This window comes from Geomonas anaerohicana, assembly GCF_016458305.1.
Taxonomy (GTDB): Bacteria; Desulfobacterota; Desulfuromonadia; order Geobacterales; family Geobacteraceae; genus Geomonas; species Geomonas anaerohicana.
The window spans coordinates 49,700-66,490 of the sequence record NZ_JAEMHL010000012.1 but is presented as its reverse complement, the minus strand read 5'-3'; the positions used below and the strand labels follow the sequence as shown (position 1 = coordinate 66,490).

The 16,791-nt window shown below is 55.5% G+C and carries 16 protein-coding genes; 15 read left to right on the top strand and 1 reads right to left on the bottom strand.

Annotation, left to right across the window (positions count from 1 at the left end):
- The first annotated feature begins 134 nt into the window (after positions 1–134).
- The 6 genes from resB (at position 135) to JFN91_RS18435 (ending at position 6,872) form a co-directional block, all read left to right on the top strand.
- On the top strand, positions 135–1,496 hold the full coding sequence (resB, locus tag JFN91_RS18460; RefSeq protein WP_199390622.1) for a cytochrome c biogenesis protein ResB: 1,362 nt from the start codon (positions 135–137) through the stop codon (positions 1,494–1,496).
- Between the two features lie 68 nt (positions 1,497–1,564).
- Positions 1,565–2,413: a c-type cytochrome biogenesis protein CcsB gene (gene ccsB, locus JFN91_RS18455; RefSeq protein ID WP_199390621.1), complete on the top strand. Its 849-nt coding sequence runs from the start codon at positions 1,565–1,567 to the stop codon at positions 2,411–2,413.
- A 24-nt stretch (positions 2,414–2,437) separates the two neighbouring features.
- A complete protein-coding gene (locus JFN91_RS18450) occupies positions 2,438–3,439 on the top strand; it encodes a cytochrome c3 family protein (protein ID WP_199390620.1) in 1,002 nt (333 codons plus the stop codon).
- A 63-nt stretch (positions 3,440–3,502) separates the two neighbouring features.
- Positions 3,503–4,555, top strand: coding sequence for a glycosyltransferase family 2 protein (locus JFN91_RS18445; protein WP_199390619.1), 1,053 nt, complete (start codon positions 3,503–3,505; stop codon positions 4,553–4,555).
- A 198-nt stretch (positions 4,556–4,753) separates the two neighbouring features.
- Positions 4,754–5,698 (top strand): glycosyltransferase family 2 protein, encoded by a 945-nt coding sequence (locus tag JFN91_RS18440; protein ID WP_199390618.1) that lies wholly within the window; start codon positions 4,754–4,756, stop codon positions 5,696–5,698.
- The gene (locus tag JFN91_RS18435; RefSeq protein ID WP_199390617.1) at positions 5,691–6,872 is read left to right on the top strand and encodes a glycosyltransferase family 4 protein; all 1,182 of its coding nucleotides are present in this window, start codon (positions 5,691–5,693) and stop codon (positions 6,870–6,872) included. The genes JFN91_RS18440 and JFN91_RS18435 overlap by 8 nt, the downstream gene beginning before the upstream one ends.
- A 315-nt stretch (positions 6,873–7,187) precedes the next feature.
- Here JFN91_RS18435 and JFN91_RS18430 read toward each other — a convergent pair whose 3' ends face one another.
- Complete coding sequence (locus tag JFN91_RS18430; protein ID WP_199390616.1) at positions 7,188–7,469, bottom strand: hypothetical protein; 282 nt, start codon at positions 7,467–7,469, stop codon at positions 7,188–7,190.
- 73 nt (positions 7,470–7,542) lie between these two features.
- On the opposite strand from JFN91_RS18430, the gene JFN91_RS18425 reads away from it, so the two are divergent.
- From JFN91_RS18425 to JFN91_RS18385, 9 genes are read left to right on the top strand one after another with little or no spacing between them, the layout of a single operon-like run.
- A complete protein-coding gene (locus JFN91_RS18425) occupies positions 7,543–8,148 on the top strand; it encodes a winged helix-turn-helix transcriptional regulator (protein WP_199390615.1) in 606 nt (201 codons plus the stop codon).
- A gap of 1 nt (position 8,149) precedes the next feature.
- Entirely contained in the window at positions 8,150–9,256 is a 1,107-nt protein-coding gene (pseG, locus tag JFN91_RS18420; RefSeq protein ID WP_199390614.1) for a UDP-2,4-diacetamido-2,4,6-trideoxy-beta-L-altropyranose hydrolase, read from the top strand.
- Positions 9,257–9,307: 51 nt separating this feature from the next.
- Entirely contained in the window at positions 9,308–9,811 is a 504-nt protein-coding gene (locus JFN91_RS22100) for a hypothetical protein (RefSeq protein ID WP_236015239.1), read from the top strand.
- Complete coding sequence (locus JFN91_RS18410; RefSeq protein ID WP_199390613.1) at positions 9,811–11,637, top strand: LIC12162 family transferase; 1,827 nt, start codon at positions 9,811–9,813, stop codon at positions 11,635–11,637. Before JFN91_RS22100 ends, JFN91_RS18410 begins: the two co-directional genes overlap by 1 nt.
- A 7-nt stretch (positions 11,638–11,644) precedes the next feature.
- Positions 11,645–13,213, top strand: a complete 1,569-nt coding sequence (locus tag JFN91_RS18405) for a lipopolysaccharide biosynthesis protein (RefSeq protein ID WP_199390612.1) — start codon at positions 11,645–11,647, stop codon at positions 13,211–13,213.
- 18 nt (positions 13,214–13,231) lie between these two features.
- Complete coding sequence (locus JFN91_RS22410; RefSeq protein WP_199390611.1) at positions 13,232–13,777, top strand: acyltransferase; 546 nt, start codon at positions 13,232–13,234, stop codon at positions 13,775–13,777.
- A 46-nt stretch (positions 13,778–13,823) separates the two neighbouring features.
- Positions 13,824–15,023 (top strand): glycosyltransferase family 4 protein, encoded by a 1,200-nt coding sequence (locus JFN91_RS18395; protein ID WP_199390610.1) that lies wholly within the window; start codon positions 13,824–13,826, stop codon positions 15,021–15,023.
- Between the two features lie 33 nt (positions 15,024–15,056).
- Positions 15,057–15,956, top strand: coding sequence for an SDR family oxidoreductase (locus JFN91_RS18390; RefSeq protein WP_199390609.1), 900 nt, complete (start codon positions 15,057–15,059; stop codon positions 15,954–15,956).
- Positions 15,957–15,959: 3 nt separating this feature from the next.
- A complete protein-coding gene (locus JFN91_RS18385) occupies positions 15,960–16,787 on the top strand; it encodes a glycosyltransferase family 2 protein (RefSeq protein WP_199390608.1) in 828 nt (275 codons plus the stop codon).
- Positions 16,788–16,791: the final 4 nt, after the last annotated feature.

The window sequence follows — 16,791 nt, the reverse complement described above, 5'->3', positions numbered from 1 at the left end:
GGTAACAGGTTCGCCTGTTACCCTTTTTTTTGTTCCCTTGTGTATTCGTAATTTTTGTTTTGCGCTTATTGACAATTTGTCTATAATGGCAAACCTGCTACGACAGCTGTACATAACCTTACCGGGAGACGGCCTTGACTACGACGAACAAACGAGGATTTGCACAAGAGGTTTGGGATTTTTTCTGTTCCTTGAAACTTTCCATTTTCCTGCTGATCGGCCTGGCACTGGTATCGATCATCGGTACCGTCATCCAGCAGGGGCCGCAGCGTGAATACCTGGCGACTCTCTCCGAGACCAAGATTCGCCTGTACAGCGCCCTGGGCTTCTTTGACATGTACCACTCCTGGTGGTTCATCCTCCTGCTCTACCTGCTCACCCTTAACCTGATCTGCTGCTCCATCAAGAGGCTGCCGCGCGTCTGGAAGGTGGTTTCCGAGCCGGTGCTGGTCATGGACGACAACTTCGAGAAGTCGCTGGCCAACGTCAAGGACCTCAAGCTCAAGGGCTCCAAGGAAGAGCTCAAGGAGCGCATGGCCTCCTTCCTCCGCGCTGAGTTCGCCGCCCCGGTGATCACCGAGAGCAACGGCGAGTACCACCTCTTCGCCCAGAAGAGCCCCTGGTGCCGTCTCGGCGTCTACGTGGTGCACCTCTCCATTATCGTCATCTTCATCGGAGCGCTGATCGGCTCCTTCGCCGGCTACAAGGCCTACACCAACATCCCCGAAGGTGGCGCCGTTTCCCAGGTGCAGACCCAGAGCGGCAAGATGATCCCCCTCGGCTTCGAGGTCCGCTGCGAGAAATTCTCCGTATCCTATTACGACACCGGCGCGCCGAAAGAATTCAAGAGCGTGCTGACCGTCCTGGAGAACGGGAAACCGGTGCCGGGCTTCCAGAGCCGCCCGATCATCGTCAACGATCCGCTTACCTACAAGGGGATCACCTTCTACCAGTCCAGCTTCGGCCAGTCCGACGAGGGGTCGCTCTACCACATCACCGTGCGTGACCGCAAGGGGGGCGCACCGGTCAAGCTGAACGCCCGTCAGGGCGAGCGCGTGGCCCTTCCCGGCGGCGCCTTCCTCTCCGTCATGGAAGCGACCATGGACGTGCGTCCCTTCATGAGGGGCTTCGACGGCCCGGGCGCCCAGGTCGAGTTCACCCCGGCCGGCGGCAACCCGCAGCCGTTCGTGATCCTCTCCGACAAGTACGAGTCCTTCAACGCGCAGCACGGCGGCGACCTGCTGATCACCTTCGACGGTATGGACCAGAAGTTCTACACCGGTCTGCAGGTGGCGCACGACCCGGGTGTCTGGGTGGTGTGGTTCGGCTGCTTCCTGATGGTGCTTGGTATCTGCATGGCGTTCTTCATGTCCCACAAGCGGGTGTGGGCACGCGTTACCGATTCCGGGGTCACCCTGGGCGGTTCCGCCAGCAAGAACCCGGCAGGCTTTGAGATCTGTTTTGATGACCTGGTCGAGAAAATCGGCAAGGCTTAAAAGGATAAAAACCTTAACGGGGCTTGCCCCATGCCGCTCTAACTGAACGTCCGGAGGGTAATATCGATATGTCCAGTTCTATGCTTTTCAACGTGACCATGGTCATCTACATGGTCTCCACCTGTATATTCTTTGCATTCCTCGCCTCGCGCAACAAGGCTGTGGGGCTTACCGGTACTTATGCCGCTCTTTTCGGTTTCCTGGTTCAGACCGCCGCCATCGGGCTGCGCTGGAAGGAATCCTACGACCAGGGGCACGGCCACGCGCCGCTGTCCAACCTGTTCGAGTCCGTGGTCTTCTTCTCCTGGACCATCGTCCTCATCTTCCTCATCATCGACTTCAAGTACAAGTACCGCGCCATCGGCTTCTTCGTCATTCCGTTCGCGCTGTTCGGTATGGCCTGGGCGCAGCTCGGCCTCGACAGCGGCATCGAGCCGCTGGTCCCCGCGCTGCAGAGTAACTGGCTCATGTACCACGTCATCACCTGCTTCCTGGGCTATGCCGCCTTCGCGGTCGCCTGCGGCATCTCGATCATGTACCTGATCCGCGAGTCCATGGAAAAAGGTGGCGCCGACGTCCAGGCGGGCGGCCTGCTCTCCATGTTCCCGTCCATCAGGATCCTGGACGACCTGAACTACAAGGCGATCATGATCGGCTTCCCGCTGCTCTCCCTCGGCATCATCACCGGAGCCGCCTGGGCCAACTATGCCTGGGGCACCTACTGGAGCTGGGACCCGAAGGAGACCTGGTCCCTGATCGTGTGGTTCGTCTACGCCGCGTTCCTCCATGCCCGCATCACCCGCGGCTGGGTCGGGCGTCGTGCGGCCATCCTTTCCGTGATCGGCTTCGCCGCCACCATCTTCTGCTACCTGGGGGTCAACCTCTTCCTTTCCGGTCTGCACAGCTACGGGAAGTAGTCCCCTGAAAAGGTAATCCGATCGATGCGACACTCCCTCGTGGTCTATCCTTTGGCAGTAGCTCTGTATCTGCTCTGCGTCGGCGTCACCCTCACTCCGGGTGACGCCCTCGCCGAGCCGTTCAAGTGCAGCATCTGTCACAAGGATCTGATCCGTGGGAGTGTGCCGCATAAGCCGGTCGCCACCGGTCGTTGCCTCGACTGCCACCAGCAGTTCAACGACAACCACCCCATGGGCAAGGACAGCATGGGGTTCAAGGTTCCCAAGGACAAGCTCTGCGCCACCTGCCACGGCCGCCTGGTCCAGAAGCCGGTGCTGCACAAGCCGGTGGGGCTCGGGCAGTGCACCAACTGTCACATGGCGCACAGCGCCGAGGTGAAGTCGCTTCTGAAGGATCCTTCCCCTACGCTTTGTTTCCGCTGCCATCCCCAGGATCACTTTACCGGTGCCTTCACGCACAAGCCGGTGGCCGACGGCGACTGCCTCGCCTGCCACGATGCGCACCAGTCCGAAAGCAAGTCCCTGCTCAGAAAGCCCGGTTCCGAACTCTGCTTCATGTGCCATGACCGGAAACTCGCCATGGGCAAATCAGTGCACCAGCCGGTGCGCAACGGCGACTGCGTCAACTGCCACCAGATCCACGGCGGTCCCTACCGCAAGCTCCTCAAGGACGACTACCCGACCGTCCTGTACAAGCCTTTCAGCTACGACGCGTTCCCGATCTGCTTCCGCTGCCACGACCCGAAACTTGCCGCGGAGGAGAAGACCGACCGGTTCACCAAGTTCAGAAACGGCGAGCGCAACCTGCACGCGGTCCACGTCAACAAGACCAAGGCCCGTTCCTGCAGGATCTGTCACAACCCGCATGCGGAAGTGCAGGAGCGCCTGATCTATCCCAAGACGGAAGGTTTTGGCACCTGGGAGATCCCGATCCGCTTCGAGGCCACCGCTACCGGCGGCGGCTGTTCCGTGGGCTGCCACAGGACCTTGCGCTACGACAGGGTGAAAGCCATTGAACAGCAGTAGCCAACCTCCGACGCCTCCCCACCCAGGCCACACCGCCCTTCCTGTCGACCTGCAGGTTTCCTGATGCAGCCGAAATTTTCCGTCATAATCCCGGTCAAGCCGGGGGGCGAGGTGCGCGCGCTTGCGGGGCTCTCGCGGGTGAGCTATCCCGCTGACCTCTTCGAGGTGCTGGTTGCCTACGGCTGTCAGCCCAGCGTGCAGAGGAACACGGCGGCGCGCGAGGCCCAGGGCGATGTCCTCTATTTCCTGGACGATGATTCCGCCGTAGCGCCCGACTTCCTCGACCGTGCCGCGGGGCATTACCGTGAGCAGAACGTCGCCGCCGTGGGCGGTCCGTCGATCACCCCGACAACCGATTCCCCCCTGCAGCGCGCCATCGGCATTGCTTTTTCCTCCGCGGTCGGTGGCGGCGGGGTGCGCAATCGCTACCGGAAGTCCGGCTCGGCCCGCTACAGCAGCGACAGCGAATTGATCCTGTGCAACCTGAGCTTTCGTCGTGAGATCTTCCTGGCGCACGAGGGTTTGGACGAGCGGCTCTATCCCAACGAGGAAAACGAGCTGATGGACCGGCTGCAGCAGGAAGGGCACCTGTTGGTGCACGATCCCGATCTTGCGGTGCAGCGCAGCCAGCGCCGCACCTTCCGTGCCTACGTCCGGCAGATGTACGGCTACGGGCGCGGCCGTGGCGAGCAAACCCTGATTGCCGGGACGCTGAAGCCGATCACGCTGGCGCCTTCGCTGTTCCTGGTGTACGCGTTGCTGGTGCCGTTGCTGATACTCGGTACGCCGCTTTTGGCTTTGCCGCTGTTGGCGTACCTTGTCATCGTGCTGCTGGCGTCGTTGCAGGGCGCCCTGGTAGGCAAGGATGGAGCGCTCTTCCCCTGGCTTTTGCTGGTGTACCCGACGCTGCACCTGGTCTACGGCGCCGGTGTCATCCGCGGTCTGATCAGCCCCCGTTACCGCGGCGGCAAGCAGGCCCACTGGGACGTCGAAGTGCGCCGGGTCAAGGCCTTTGGCGGTGATGCCGTTCAACCTGGCGGTGATGCCGTTCAACGTTCAACGTTCAACGTTAACGGCGATCCTCCGATTTCGGGGGGGCATCCCGGCGGCGTGTGACCTAAATAACGGGTTACTGATCTAGCCGTCACGGAGCAATTGAAGCGAAGACGGTTGACCGTGTCGAACGTTGAACATTGAACGTTGAACGTTGAACGTTGAACGGTTGTTTGGCAGTTGCGAAGACCTGCAATGCAATTTACGTAGAACATAGAACGTAGAACGTAGAACATGTTCTGTGTGTTGAGGGAGATGAAAGTGGACCTGAGCATAGTAGTTCCCATTTACAACGAGGAAGACAACATCCCGATCCTGCACGAGCGCATCAGTGAGGCACTCATCGACACCGGGCTGGAATATGAACTGATCCTGGTTGATGACGGTTCCTCCGACAACTCATACCCGGCGTTGAAGCGCCTCTCCTCCAAGGATGACCGGGTCAAGGTGATCCGCCTGCGCCGCAACTTCGGCCAGACCGCCGCCATGGCCGCCGGCTTCGATTCCGCCAGCGGCCGGGTGGTGATCCCGATGGACGGCGACCTGCAGAACGATCCGCTCGACATCCCGCTGCTTCTAAACCGCATCGACGAGGGGTACGACGTCGTGTCCGGGTGGCGCAAGGACCGCAAGGACACCTTCGTCAACCGCAAGCTTCCCTCCATCCTGGCCAACTCGATCATCTCCAAGATGACCGGCGTACACCTGCACGACTACGGCTGCACCTTGAAAGCCTACCGGCGCGAGGTGCTCGACGACGTCAACCTGTACGGCGAGATGCACCGCTTCGTCCCGGCGCTCGCACACCAGGTCGGCGCCCGGGTCACCGAGATGCCGGTCCGCCACCACGAAAGGCTGCACGGCAAGAGCAAGTACGGCATCTCCCGCACCATGAAGGTGATCCTCGACCTGATGACCGTCAAGTTTCTGCTGAGCTATTCGACCAAGCCGATACAGCTCTTCGGCCGCTGGGGCATCTACACGCTGTGTGCAGGTTTCCTGAGCGGCGCCGTCACCGTCTACATGAAGTTGTTCGAGAACACCAGCATGAACAGGAACCCCCTGTTGATTCTGACCGCGTTCCTGCTCTTCATGGGGGTCCAGTTCATCGTGCTGGGGCTGCTGGCGGAATTGAGCGCCCGCACCTACTACGAGGCGCAGGGGAAACCGATCTACAACATCAAGGAAAAGATCAACTTTGTCTGACACCGCGCTCCGCGTACTGGTGCTGGCGCCGACCCCGTTCTTCGCGGACCGCGGCTGCCACGTCCGCATCCTCGAGGAAGCACGGGCAGCCATTGCCTGCGGGGCGGATGTGCGCCTGGTCACCTACCACATCGGGCGCGACGTCCCCGGCGTGCGTACCGAAAGGATCGCCGGGTTTTCCTGGTACAAAAAGCTGGAGGCCGGCCCTTCCTGGGTGAAGCCCTTCCTCGACGTGCAACTCCTCCTCAAGGCCTTAAAGGTTGCGCGCGAGTTCAAGCCGCACGTGATCCACGCTCATCTCCACGAAGGCGCATTCTTCGGTGCCTTCCTGAAAATGCTGATTCGCGTTCCCATGCTGTTCGACTGTCAGGGGAGTCTCACCGCCGAGATCACCGACCACGGCTTCGTCAAGCCCGGCTCCCTCTTGCAGCGCTTCTTCGCCACTTTGGAGCGCTGGATCAACCGCAGTTCCGACTTCATCGTCACCAGCGCCACTCCTACCGTCGACCTCCTTCTTAGAGACGGAGTTCCGAAGGACCGGGTGCGCGCCCTCATCGACGGCGTCGATACCGACGTATTCGCCCCGCAGCCCAAAGCAGAGATCCGCGCACGTTTGGGGCTTCCAGAGAAGCGTCCCGTCGTCGCCTACCTCGGCCTGATGAACAGCTATCAGGGATTGGATCTGTTGCTCGAAGCGGCCGCGTATCTGAAAGGGCAGGGGGCGAAGATCCACTATCTCATCATGGGCTTTCCCGATGCGCAGTATCGTGAGAAGGCCGATGCGATGGGTATTGCCGACATCATCACCTTCACCGGCAGGATCCCGTATGACGAAGCGGCGCTGTATCTCAGTGCCGGCGATCTTGCCGTCTCCCCCAAAGTTTCCCTCACCGAAGCCAACGGCAAGCTCTTCAACTACATTGCCTGCGGTCTCCCCACCGTCGTATTCGACACCCCCGTCAACCGAGAGATCCTCGGAGATGCCGCCCTTTATGCGAAGTTTGGCGATGCCGCAGATCTGGCCGGAGCCATCGGCCGGCTGGCCGGCGACCATGAACTCCGTGAAGACCTCGGAGCCGAAGGCCGCGAGCGCGCAGTCAAGCTGCATTCCTGGCAAGCCCGCGGCAAAGAACTTGCCGGTATTTACCGGATGCTGAGATCCCATATCGGGTAAGGACGCGTGCGGTTTGGGATTCGACGAATCTCGCTCAGGATCGACGTTTTGAATTTCAATTCAACGAATCTCGCTCAGGATCGACGATTTGAATTTCAATTCGACGCATCTCGCTCAGGATCGACGATTTGAATTTCAATTCGACGCATCTCGCTCAGGATTGACGATTTGAATTTTAAATCGACGCATCTCGCTCAGATTTGACGATTTAAATTCCAAATCGGTCTTATTTTTTTGAAACCGGACCTATTTTTCTCAGATCGGGCTTATTTTTTTGAAATGCGCCGGATTTTTTTGAAATACGACATATTTTTCTCAGATCGGGCTTATTTTTTTGAAATGCGCCGGATTTTTTTGAAATACGACATATTTTTTTTTAAACCAGCCATTTGGGACCGAGGTTTGCGAATCCACGATAGATTTTTCAATCAAGGGGATTTCCCCGAGATCGGAGCGATTGTCCTTCCATTCGCCCATTTTCCCTAGGGCAACTTCTTCTTTTACGGGACGAGCCCTTTCGGTTCGGGATGGCACGTGTTGGTGCAGCGGGCGCGGGCCCAAAACAGGAAGGGTCTGTTGAACTGCATGGCCGTTCACCGTTTTTGCTGTTTCCTTATGGTTATCTGATTTTCTCTTGCCAACAATTTTACTTTGTACTACTGTTCAGCTCATGAACGGTGACGATGAAAAGGTTTTAGATACTTATCGCTCTTTTCTCCTTCTCTCGGAGATCTCCGGTGATCAGCAGCTCTCGCAACGCGAGCTGGCGAAACGTCTCGGCATCGCCTTGGGGCTGGTCAACTCCTACCTGAAGAACCTGGTAGCCAAAGGGTTCGTCCGGGTCAACAACTTCCCCAAAAATCGCTACGCCTACCTCCTCACTCCCAAAGGCTTCGCCGAAAAAAGTCGCCTTGCCTATCAGCACCTGAGCTACTTCTCCGGCCTCTACACGGTTGCCCGTCAGGATTACCTGAAGCTGTTCAAGTCCATGTCGGCGCACGGCGTCAAGCAGGTCGCCTTCTGCGGCATCGACGAAGTCGCCGAGATCGCCTATCTCTCCTTAAAAGAAGCGGGAATGGAATTGACGGTGGCGATGGACGCCGAAGCGGCAGGGCGCAAGTTCTTCGACAAGTCGGTAGTAACTCCGGCGATCGGTCTCTTGTCCGGCAACCACAACATCGTGATCACTTCCATGAAGCGCGGCGATGCACTGCGCGATGAACTGCTGCGCATGGGAGTGGAACCCGAACGGATCCACCAGGCGGGGCGGAGCTGAGATGTCCGGCCTATCGAGCAAAACCTTGAAGGTTGTCTTCAGGGCTGACTCCTCAGTGGACATAGGTGCCGGCCACGTCATGCGCTGCCTCACCCTGGCAGCCGCATTGCGCGAGCGCGGGTGTGCGGTCTCTTTTATCAGCCGCGATCTTCCTGGGAACATCTCCGCCAATGTCGAGGCCGCGGGGTATGCCGTGTTCTGCATTCCAGTAGAGCAGAATCCTACTCCTGATGTCCCCTTTGCCCTGGATGTACCGGCGGACATTGCCCGGACGGCCGAGATCCTGCGGCAGGAGCAGGACGTCGACTGGCTGGTCATTGACCATTACGGTGTGGACGAATCATGGGAAACGCCCTTGCGCCCGCTGGTCGGGAAAATCATGGTGATCGACGATGTCGCCAATCGCCGCCATGACTGCGATCTGCTTCTCGACCAGAACCTCTACGAGAACATGGAATCACGCTACGACGGTCTCGTGCCGGAGCATTGCACCAAGTTTCTCGGACCTCGTTATGCCTTGTTACGTGATGAGTTTGTGCAGGCACGTCGCTCTTTGCGGGAGCGAGACGGCTCCGTGAAGCGCATCCTGATCACCTTTGGCGGCGGCGATGCCAGTAACGAGACCGCGAAGGCCCTGGAGGCGTGGCGGATGATAGGCCGCAACGATATAGCGGTCGATGTCGTTGTCGGTGGGGCCAATCCGCACCGGGAGCAGTTGCAGCAGTTATGTGCTGAGCTCCCTAGCGTCTCGTACCACTGCAACGTGAACAACATGGCCCAGATGATGGCCGCAGCCGATCTGGCCATCGGTGCCGGCGGCAGCACCACCTGGGAGAGATGCTTTCTCGGTCTCCCCTCCATCACCCTCATCGTCGCCGACAACCAGGCCGCGACCACCACTGCCGTCGGTCATAGGGGCGCCACTCTGAACCTGGGGTGGTATGAAGACATCAGCGCAGCAGATGTAGCGGCAGCGATAAGGAACGTGATGGCCTCTCCCGAGGCAATGCAGAAGATGATTCAAAAATCATTTTCTCTCATGGGAGACGCCACTTCGACAGGGTCTGTTATTCTGGCCGACCAGTTGATTAAGATCTCTCACCAGTAATGCACCGAGCCCTGCCGGTATTCGCATTCAGCTCAAGGAGAGCAACCATCTATGGATGAGAAAGATTTTCAACGAATAGAGGAAATGGTTGGAAGGCTTTTGGATACCAAGCTCCGCCCGCTGTCAACAAACTTAGATCAGAAGTTGGACTCAGGATTGGCATCCTTATCCGAGAAGTTCGATCAGAAGTTGGACTCAGGATTGGCATCCTTGTCCGAGAAGTTCGATCAGAAGTTGGACTCGGGATTGGCGTCCCTGTCTGAGAGTTTTGATCAGAAGTTGGCATCCCTGTCTGAGAGCTTTGATCAGAAATTGGCATCCCAATCGGAAGACTTCCACCGCTGGCTCGGGATTCAAGGCGAGGAGTTTCAACATAAGCTGGATCTTGTGGTCGAGGGGCACCAAATGGTGTCCGAAAAATTGGACTGGGTGGAATCGAGTCTTGCCGGGAAAATAGATGCTGTCGCTGCTGATTTGACTGCCCACCGTGCAGATACAGATGCTCATCACATCATTTATCGCGTTAAAGAAGACGACACGGAGTACAAGGGATAGTGCTGGCCGAGGTTGCTAATCTCAATATAAAAGCCACTGCGCAGGTCTTTTTGGCAACGACCGCGCTGGAAGCTTTCTGGGACACGGAAAAGCCGATGCTGTTCCTGGGCGAGTGGTGCCGGCTCTTTAGCCGGAAAGAACACTGGGCGACTCTCAACGCTACCGTTGCGCCAAGTCCCTACCGAACACTGGCTGCAGTTGAGCATTACTACGCCTGCGCATCCGAGATCTGCGAGGATTTGCTGCCGGCTCTGGCAAACGCACTTAACGAGATCCACGGCACGTCTCACTCGCCCCGCTTTTGGCGTATCGTAATCGGACCGTGGCTTTTCTATTACGTGCATACCAACCTGGACCGGTTCGTGCGCATTAAGGACGTCTTTGCGCAACACCCGGACCTGATCTCAATCGCCCTGTCGGAGCGGTCCTTTGTTGTCCCCCGCGACACAATGGAGGCAGTCGATCTCTGCAAAACCGACCTGTTCAACCTGCAGCTTTACAGCCGGGTCTTCACCTTTTTAGGTCATGACTTCCCAACAGTGGAGGCTCCGGACTTACCGCAGGCCGCTAAGCAGGCGTCAAAAGAGAAACTCACACCACGCCTCTTCTTGTTGAAGGCTGCCAACTTTGCGGTTAAGAAGGTGTGCACGGCCATCAAGGACCAGCCGGGAATCCTGTACAAGAGTTCTTACTTCTCTCCGGACGTTGAACTGCAGCTGTTCTTGAAGACGCGCGGTAAGTTCCGCCCGGTCGGGAGAAAGCCGGTCAGAGGGGCCTGCGGCCAGATTGACAGCACATTGCGTGAACGCTTGGCGTCGTACCTACCGGCAGGTGACGATTTCAGGGCTTTCCTGCAAGAGGTGGTTCCGCTCGACCTCCCGCGCTGTTTCCTGGAGGGCTTCGGGGAACTGCGGGACGAGGCTTTGCAATATCCTTCCAATCCCAAGGCGGTCTTTTCCGCCAATGCCTACTTCTACGACGAGGCCTTTAAGGTCTGGGCCGGCGCTTGTGCGGAAAAGGGAGCTTTGCTGTTGGGCTCACAGCACGGCGGTAACTATGGCATAGCGAAATGCTTGAAACCGCAGGAGCACGAGGTTGCCATCTGCGACCGGTACTATTCCTGGGGCTGGCGCAAAGATGACAGCCCAGTCGTGACTCCCTTTCCTGCCGCAAAGCTCACCGGGCGCAGGAAGATTGGTGCGGACAACCGTAAAACCGGGATCATGATTGCCTCCACTGCGAATTTTAGATATCTGGTCCAGTTCCCGTTTTTACCAGAGTACTTTGATGACTATCTAGCATGGCAGCATGCCTTCAGTGCCGCGCTCGACGACGATAGGCGCGCCAAACTTTCCGTCAGGTTGCTGGCGGAAAATCTGGGATGGGACTTGAAGGAGCGTTGGTGCGATGCTTTTCCGGAGGTGGGCATCGAGGAGGAAGGCACCGGTGCTAACTTTTATGAGAGTTTGGCAGCATGTCGGCTCTTCGTCGCTGACCATGTTTCCACGACGTACATAGAGGCCCTTTCGGCAGACAAGCCAACGGTCATGTTCTTCAATCGGGAGACGTACGCGGTTGGGGACGAGGCACAGCGTCATCTTGACCTGCTGCGGAAGGTTGGGATCCTACACGACACGCCGCATCAGGCAGCTCGTGTGGTGAACAAAGTCTACGATGACGTGGAAAGTTGGTGGAACCAACCTGAGCGACAGCGGGCACGTCAGGAGTTCTGCAGCGCCTACGGCAGAACCGCGTCGGACGCCGTCGGCGCCTGGAGCCGCGAGTTCCTTTCCTTCTTCAATGTGGCCACCAAGATGAATGCATAGGGATAGCGTGAGCGAGACATCTCTTCAGTCCAGATTTAAGTTTAAACTATTCAGCAATGTCGCGGCGGTACTGCTTGGGCTTATCACTATGGCTTTCGTCCCGCGTGCACTGGGGCCGGAGAATTTCGGCAAGTTCGAGTTCATCACCAACAACTTCAAGCTCATCTTTGATACCCTAACGCTCCAGGTGCCGGTCGCCTTCTTCAACTGGGTTTCGCGCAAGGGGCATAAGGAAGACACCGACGTAGCCTCGGGTGTGACACTGCACTTCTCGCTGATTGCTGCAGCGCTCTTTGCGGTATTCATAGCTGGAACCATTCTGACGGGGACCCACTCGTTGCTCTGGCCTGGGATCGACGTGCCCTTCCTATGGGAGGCGTTGCTGTTCACCCTAGTAGTGTTCCTCTACCAGTTGCTGGTCTTCCTGGCTGACGGAAAGTCGCTCACTGTCGGCTTGGAGCGGATAAGGTTGTTACAAAACTTGTTGAAGGCTGCAATTTTACTTGGGCTCGTCTTTGCGGGGGTTATGAACCTGCATAGCTATTTCTTCGGTCAGGTTGCGGTTGTGGCTCTCAGTGTTTTGCTCTCCGCCCTCTGGCTCAGGAAGCAGAGCGCGTGCTCGGAACGGACCCTCGCGGTATGGCGATTCACGCGGAGCGAGATTCGGGACTACTGGTCTTTCGCCTGGCATTATGCGAAGCCGCTGACCATCCTCATGGCCGGCGGATTCCTGTTCCTTTATTTCGACCGCTGGTTTCTGCAATTGATCGGTGGATCGGTGCAGCAAGGCTATTTCGGGCTTTCGGATCGCCTAGGTGCCATCGCCTTCGTTTTCACCAGCGCCATGACGCCATTGTTGACACGTGAGTTTGCCTTTGCCCATGAGGAAAGGAATATGGAGCGGCTGGTCCGGCTGTTTGAAAGGATTAAATTGTTCTTGTTTATCGCAGCAATGATTAGTTGTTTTATGTCGGCCCAAAGTGCGACCATTATTAAGCTAGTTGGGGGTGAAAAATTTAAAGGAGCAGTGCTCCCAATAGCAATAATGGCACTGTACCCGATACATCAGACTTTTGGCCAGCTAAGTGGTGCTTTGCTAATGGCTACCGGCCAAACCCGCCTCTATTCCAAGATCGGCCTATCCATGCTTGTCGGCAGTGTGCCAATCACCTATTTTCTCCTCGCTCCAGCGACCTATGCTGTACCGGGCTTGGGACTCGGCGCGGGCGGGTTGGCTTTAAAGATGGTAGTAGTGCAGCTTTTTGCGACCAATATTCAGTTATTCTGTAACACTCGCTACCTTAAGATTTCCTACCTGAAGTGGCTGGGGTTTCAGTTCTGCATGATCCCACTGGTTTATCTGGCCGCGCAGGCGGTATCGCTGCTCGCAGACGAGATTTTGAAGCGTTTTTTTGCAGAGTTGAGCCACGATGTCGTCGCAAATGGTATTGCTTTTGTCGGCTCCGGGTTGGCGTACTGTGTACTGTTGCTCGTTCTTGTCTATCTTTTGCCGGCGATTGCCGGCCTCTCCCGTAAAGACGTAGATCTGAACTTGCTATCACGGCTAGGCAGGTAAAACCGAAATGGAGTTCTTGTGGGAAGAATACTAAGATATTTAACTAATCGTGTCCCGGGTATGGTGTCTTATGATCTGATGTGCTTTAGGCCTAGATTTTTTTTGTTTTTATTTAATCTTGTCCCGGATCTTTTAACTCTTTCACCTTTGCGCAATGTTTTTCTCAGGCTCGGGGGGGCGAAGATTGATATTTTCAATGCGTATATCCGCTCTCCGCTTTGGTGCTCGGACCTGCGCCACATCAGGTTTGGCAACGGTATTTTCATAAACATGGGATGCAGGTTTGAAGGTACGGCCACTACCATAATTGGTGATCATTGTCAGATCGGTCCTTTTTGCTGCTTTGAAAATGTCAATCACACTGAAGAAGGCGACGTGGCCCTGCCCGTGATTGTTGGCAATGGAGTCTGGATAGGAGCACGTGCAGTACTCACACCGGGGGCTGAAGTCGGGAGTGATTCGGTGGTCGCCGCAGGGGCTGTCGTGACAAAAAAGATCCCGGCCAATGAGCTGTGGGGGGGAGTGCCGGCCAAAAAAATACGCGCGACGCACGGCGTTCAATGACCTGGATAAGTGAGCGGTACAAGGTTGCTATTGCTTAGGAGAAATAATGAGGTTAGCCGTATTTTTAGAGCAGTATGAGAAGGGGGGAGTTGACACACACCTGCTCAATCTAATTACGGGTTGGGAGGCGGCGGAGGACTCTTTTGATATTTACTGCAACCGTGAACATAAAGGCTTAGGTCTTATTACCGAGCAGTCTACCGGTCGGGCGTGTATTGTGACCTATGATTCGGTTGCCTACGACTGTGTCAAAAGAAAGTTACCCAAACCGCTTAGGTTTTTATTGTATCCATTTTTTCCCTTCTTTTTCTGCCTTCAATATCTCCAGGCTAAGAAGCTCCTGCGTGATAAATCTTACGATGTTCTGTTGGCCGACAACGGGGGCTATCCAGGCGGTTGGGGAGTTCTCGCATCGATAATTGCAGCAAGAAATCTTCGCATTAAAAGACGCACTCTTCTTGTGCATCATGCCGCCGATCCGCCTAGAAGGTTATGGGGGGGCTTTGAGCGGGCTGTAGACCATGCTGTGGCCAGAGCGTGTACCGATATTGTGGCTGTTTCTAAGGCTACTCGGGAAACTTTGATCCGTCATCGCAGAATTGCCAGTCGCGAAGCTGCCATACAAGTTATCTACAATAGCGTCTCCCTTGCGAGTAACGCCAATACTGATTCGGATATCAATCTGCGCAGGGCGTATGGCATTGATGCCGAATTTCTCATTGGAATGGTGGGGCGTGTCGAGCAGTATAAGGGGCAAGAAGATCTTATCAAGGGCTTTGCTGATGTCCCTCCCGCTTTAAGAGACAAAATGGCAGTAGTCATAATCGGCGGCGGAGCCGACACCGAAGTGGAACGACTCCGCTCTTTAGCGGCAACATTGGGGATCATAGATCGAATACATTTCACGGGCTTCTTGAACGGTGATCCTAAGTCGCTCATCTCCCAGTTGGACCTTCTTGTTGTATTAACTCGAGACTTCGAAGGGTTCGGTTTGACTCTGGGCGAAGCGATGGCAGTAGATGTCCCCGTGCTTGCTACATCCGTTGGAGCGATTCCAGAGTTCATAGACTCAAACTGCGGTGTCTTGATCCCTCCTGCCTCGCCGATGCACGTCACCGCTGCGCTCGCTGAATTTGCCAGTGAACCGGCCCCCTGGCGTGAAAGGAGTAACAATGCTCGCAGGGTTATAAACTCATTCAGCGTTGAAAAGATGGCTAGACAGTTCAGGAATGTTTTTACGCGTTGACCGTGAATCGAAATCAGGTGAAAGGGAGAATGTATGAAGAAGATTTATTTAGCGGGAAGTGGAGGAATGCTGGGAGAGGCATTTTATAAGCAGTTCGGGGGAGATTACAACCTGAAATGCACGGATAAGGACGTGAATGCAGAGTGGTTGTCTTTTTGCGATTTCCGTGACTACGATCATTATAAAGAAGACGTAATTAGTTTCAGGCCGGACTACTTGTTCCACCTTGGTGCCCATACAGATCTTGAATATTGTGAAATGAATGTTGATGACACTTATCTCACAAACACTACGTCTGTTGAAAATGCCGTATATATAGCAAACGAGCTCAACATCCCACTTCTGTATATCAGCACCGCAGGTATCTTTGACGGGAAAAAAGAGGAGTACGATGACTGGGACGTTCCTAATCCTCTGTGCCATTACGCAAGATCCAAATATGCAGGTGAATTATTTGTTCAGAACAACGTGAGAAAGCACTTGGTGTGCCGGGCTGGCTGGATGATGGGAGGCGGCCCCCAAAAAGACAAAAAATTCGTACAAAAGATAATCAAACAGATTGAACAGGGAAAGCGAGAGCTTTTCGTAGTAAACGACAAGATGGGGACACCCACTTATACGCACGATTTTGCTCGAAACGTGAGACTGCTTGTTGAAAAGGAATACTGGGGACTCTACAACATGGTTTGCGGTGGGCTGACCAGTCGGCTGGAGGTCGCTACCGAAATCGTGTCACTGTTAGGCCTTACAGACGACGTAAAAATAACTGAAGTCCAGTCAGACTTTTTTAAAGCTGATTATTTTGCTCCACGTCCTCCCTCCGAAAGGCTGATCAATAAGAAGCTCGACCTTCGTGGGAGTAATGTAATGCGGCACTGGCAGCCTGCACTTGCGGAGTACCTTCATGATTATTACGGCCATTTAAGGAAGTAAGCGATGAGCAACACTGAAATACCTGAATCGTTATCACATGGACCGCTTGTTTCAATAACGATCTGTACCTATAACGGTGAAGGTTACCTCCAGCAAACACTTGATAGCGTTCTTGCCCAAACCTATCGTCATATTGAAATAATCATCGTCGACGATGGTTCTCGTGATGGGACTCGCGAAATTATAAAAAATGCCGCTGCCTCCGATCCGAGGGTTCGACCAGTTTTCAAGGAGAATGGCGGCTTGGCCAGTGCACGGAACCGGGCGTTTATGGAAGCCACTGGCGATTGGATAGCCATCATTGATCAGGATGACCTCTGCTATCCGAACAGGATCGAAGAGCAGCTTCGCATAGCTCGGGCAAACCCCGATGCAGATCTCATCTTCTGCAATACCGATTACATCGATGAACGGAGTGAGGTGATAGGGGAGCATCTGGCGCATTTTGATCTGCCTTCCTTGCAACTGGAGCCGCAGCAGGCGGCGAACTTGCTGCTGAAAGAAGGATGCTTTATCGACTCAGAAGCCTTTTTTATGAGGAAATCCGCTATCACTGCATTGGGACCATTGGTAGAACGATATTCCTACGTTTGTGACTACGACTTCTTCATTCGCGCTGGTTTTTCTTGCAAGTTTTGTGGAACTGATAAAAAGCTTGCTGCTTGGCGGATTCATCAGGCCCAGGCGACAAAAACCAACAAAAAGAAAAATGACGAAATGTTGGCGGTTTACAGGACGTACATTTTTCATCCACAGGTGTCGTGCTCCACTAAAGCAACAATTTTAGTTCATATGCTCAAGATGAAGGTGCGCGCCTGGCTGGGGCGCTGACGGT